The organism is Streptomyces triticirhizae, assembly GCF_003696235.1.
Taxonomy (GTDB): domain Bacteria; phylum Actinomycetota; class Actinomycetes; order Streptomycetales; family Streptomycetaceae; genus Streptomyces; species Streptomyces triticirhizae.
Window position 1 is genome coordinate 1 of sequence record NZ_RFFJ01000329.1, and the last position, 3,636, is coordinate 3,636.

General features: G+C 75.7%; 2 protein-coding genes and 2 pseudogenes. 3 read left to right on the forward strand and 1 reads right to left on the reverse strand.

Annotated elements, in window-relative coordinates:
• Positions 1 to 565, reverse strand: a pseudogene (locus EBN88_RS29130) (hypothetical protein); the annotation flags it as partial.
• A gap of 167 nt (positions 566 to 732) precedes the next feature.
• Here EBN88_RS29130 and EBN88_RS29135 point away from each other — a divergent pair.
• From EBN88_RS29135 to EBN88_RS29145, 3 genes and pseudogenes are all read left to right on the forward strand, one after another.
• Positions 733 to 2,130 carry a PA2928 family protein gene (locus EBN88_RS29135; RefSeq protein ID WP_122399997.1) on the forward strand — a complete coding sequence of 466 codons (1,398 nt, stop codon included), beginning with the start codon at positions 733 to 735 and terminating at the stop codon, positions 2,128 to 2,130.
• A 65-nt stretch (positions 2,131 to 2,195) separates the two neighbouring features.
• Positions 2,196 to 2,975 carry a hypothetical protein gene (locus tag EBN88_RS29140; RefSeq protein ID WP_122399998.1) on the forward strand — a complete coding sequence of 260 codons (780 nt, stop codon included), beginning with the start codon at positions 2,196 to 2,198 and terminating at the stop codon, positions 2,973 to 2,975.
• 104 nt (positions 2,976 to 3,079) lie between these two features.
• Positions 3,080 to 3,636: pseudogene (locus EBN88_RS29145) on the forward strand (hypothetical protein); the annotation flags it as partial.

Consider the following 3,636-nt stretch of genomic DNA (forward strand, 5'->3'; position numbering starts at 1 on the left):
CCGCATCGCGGCCAGGGGCCGCCGGCGCCGCCCATGCCTCGGCCAGCCGGCGGCGCAGCTCGGCCGCGCGGGCCGGCTCCGTGACATGGCGGCGCAGCGCGGCGACCGTCAGCGCGCCGGCCGCCTCCCGTATCTCCGCGACCACCTCCGTCGCCACCCGCTCCGCGTCCGCGCCCGGCGGGCCCAACGTTCCGGCGAGTTCGAAACACCGCTGGAAGTACAGGTCCTGCGGGTTGCCCTCGGTGATCCGCAGGGTCCGGCGCGCCCGCTTCAGACGGGTGAACCAGGCCGCCGTCGCCGCCAGGCGCGGCCCGGCCGCGCGCAGCGTGGCGCGCAGCTCGTCGGCGTGCTCCCCGCGCACCGGCCCGGCCGCGAAGTGCGGGTTGAGCACCGGGCGCAGCACCAGCGGGTCCAGCAGCAGCTTCACGGTGCGGGCCAGCGGCTGGCCCAGGCCGTTGCTCAACGGGGCGAGCCCGGCGCCCAGTTCGGCCCAGACCTCCGCGATCAGCCGCGCCCTGGGCACGGTGGCCGGCGCGTCGGCGGTCATCGCGTTTCCCGGGCACATGCCCGCATGGTAACCGGCCGGCTCTGCCCGGTGATCCGGCGCGGGCCCCGCCGAAGGACCCGGCCGGGCGGCCGTCGCGGCTGGCCCGGGAGCCGTTTCTGTGATCGGTAGCCGGGCCGGCCCCGCGACGGTGGGACTCCCCACAGCCGAACGAGAGGAGCGGGGAGATGCGGTACCGAACGGACCCGGGCGCGAACGGCGGGCGGATCAGCTCCCCCTACGGCACCCCCGATCACCCGCGCTGGCCCGAGGCGCGGCGGCGGCGCGGCCTCGGCGCGTTCGTGTTCCTGGGGGTGCCCCTCGGGATCACGGCCGTCGTGCTCGGCGGGATCGTCGCCCAACACCAGGAGCCCACCATCACCCTCCAGCCGGGGATGGGTCTCGCGGTCACGCCGGCCCGGCAGTTGGCGCTCGTGCCCTACGAACGCAGCGGCGAGGCCGGCCTGTTGGGCGCGTTCACCGGCGACCCCTGGCAGACCCGGCTCGCGGCCGTCGACCTGAACAGCGGAGAACGGGCGTGGGACGTTCGGCTCTCCGGCGAACTCCTCTGGGAGGCGACGGTGTTGGCCGCCGGCGACACCCACGCCTATCTGACGACGGACGACGGGCTGATGGTCGTCGCGCTGGCGGACGGCTCGGTGGCGGTGCGCCCCGACGAGGTGCCCGGGCTCGGCCGGGACCACATCGCCTCGCCGGCGGCCTACGGCTATGACAGCGTCCGCGACGCGGTGGTCACGATGGATGTCCAGGGCGACTACCACACCATCCCCGTCGGCGAGTTGGCCGCCTCGCCCGCCGACCGGGAGACCGCTGCCGCCTGGGCCGGCCGGCTGCGCGAGGGGCCACTGACGCACGACGAGGCGGCCGCGACCGCCGAGACGGCCTCCGCCGGCGAGGCCGGCTCGCTGGCCCTGCGGCCCACCGAGGGCGGCGCGCCCAGCGCGACCCTGGTCCTCACCGACCCCGAGGGCCGCGAACGGGAGCTGGGCGGCGGCCCGTTGCGCGAGCCGGAGATCCTGCTGGCCGGCGGCACCCGGGTGGCCACGGCCGAGCCGGTGCTGGTGGAGGTCGACACCTCGCTCACGGTCGAGGAGTTCTCCCTGGAGATCGAGGAGCTGCTCGCCGGCGGCCTGCCCGACGAGGTGGCCGCGCGGCTCCAGCGGCAGCTGGACGAGGCCCTGGCCGGGGAGGCCGCCGGGCTGCCCGACCTCTCCGCGCTGCTGGGCGAGTACCACGGCGAGGTCAACGACGACGAGGGGGCGCCGCGGCTGTTGGCGTTGGGCGCCGACCGGGGCCGGGCGGTGGTGCGGGAGGCGGCCGACGCGGTCGGCGACCGCTACTGGATCACCGTGTTCTCCCTCGCCAGCGGCGAGGTCGTCGACCGCCACACCGTGACCGCCGAGGCCGGCCACGCCCTCACCGCCTCGTCCGGCGTCAGCGTGCTGCCCGTCGCCTCGGAGGAGTCCGAGTTCGGCCGGCACGACGCGCTGTTGCTGCTCCGCCCCGACGGCTCGCTGGACGAGGTGCCGGTCGGCGGGACCGACCTCCTCGGCAACCTCACCTGACCCGGGCCCCCGAGCCCCCGACACCCGACCCGCACCCGAACCCCCATCCCAGGAGGGACCGTTCCATGAAGTACATCGGCTGGATCACCTGCGCCATCGCCCTCGCGCTCTGCGTCCCCTACGTCCTCACCGGCCTCACCTCCGAGGAGCCCATGCCCTGGCTCAACGGCTGGATGGTCGGGCCGCTGCTGCTGGTCTTCTTCGTCCCGTCGATGCTGTCCATGGGCCGGCTGCTGGACGGCGTCTCCGGCTCCCGCCCGCCGAAGGAGTTCCGCGACGCGCCCATCGGCATCGGCACCGTGGTCGGCATGGAGCGCACCGGGCTGACCGTCAACGACGCCCCGCAGATGGACATCCTGCTCGACGTGGACACCCTCGACGGCCAGTCGTTCCGTGGCGTGGCCCGGCAGTTGGTGGACCTCAGCGAGCTGGCCCTGATCCGGCCCGGCACCGTGCTGCCGGTCCGCTACCGGCCCGGCAGCACCGACGGCCGGGTGGCCATCGCGGCCGACGCCCCGCCCGAGGAGATGCAGGAGGCGATGAACCGGGTGCGGCTGGCCAAGGGCGAGATCACGCCCAAGCAGCTGCGGATCGCGGAGAACGGCTTCGAGACCAGGGCCGTGGTGCTCACCTCACGGCCCACCGGCGAGATCAGGGGCCAGCACGCCGTGATCGCCTACACCCTGCGGGTCACCCGCCCCGACGGCTCCACCTTCGACATCGAGCAGGCCAAGCCGATGCCGCCCTCCGTCGTTCCCCACGTCCAGCCGGGCATGGTGGTCCGCGCCCAGTACCTGCCACACGACGAGTCGGAGGTCCTCGTCATCACCCCGGCCAACGCCTGAGCGACGTTTCGGCCCGTTCGAGGGGGATTCCGGCCCCGGGCTGGGCAGGTATAGGGGCTGGGCAGGTGGAGGCAACACCTCACGACGACCAGGAGGGGCGGCCCATGACGAGGGAGCCGGGCACCGACAGCGCCAACACCGGGGGCGCGCACGCCGACGACGCGAACGGCCGGGGCGGCGGCTGGGAGTTCCGGGACGACCGGGGGGCGCGGGTGGTCGCCGAGCGCCCGCCGCGCCGGGTCGTCGCCTACACCCAGGTCGCCGCCGCGCTCTGGGACGAGGGCGTGCGCCCGCTGGGGCACTTCGGCTCCCTGCACGACGGCGAGGCGCCCGACCCGGCCAAGTCGGGCCTGCTGCCGCTGGACGAGGTGCCCTACCACGGCCCGGGCGGCGCGCTGCGGGTCGAGGAACTCCTCGCCGCGCGGCCCGAGTTGCTGGTGGCCGTCACCTATGACGGCAAGCGGCTCTACGGCGTCGAGGAGCCGGTGGCCGAGGAGTTGGAGGCGCGGGTGCCCACGGTGGCGCTGGACGTCGGCCCGGGCCGGAGCCTGGCCGAGGTCACCGCCCGACTGACCGCGCTGGCGCGGGCGTTGGGCGCGGAGGAGGGTGCGCCGGCCGACGAGCGGGCCCGGCGGCTGGCGGCCGCCCGCGAGCGGCTGCG

What these genes read in the sequence shown, in the direction of transcription:
- EBN88_RS29135 (WP_122399997.1), top strand. Translation starts at nt 733, where the DNA reads ATGCGGTACCGAACGGACCCGGGCGCGAACGGCGGGCGGATCAGCTCC.
- EBN88_RS29140 (WP_122399998.1), top strand. Translation starts at nt 2,196, where the DNA reads ATGAAGTACATCGGCTGGATCACCTGCGCCATCGCCCTCGCGCTCTGC.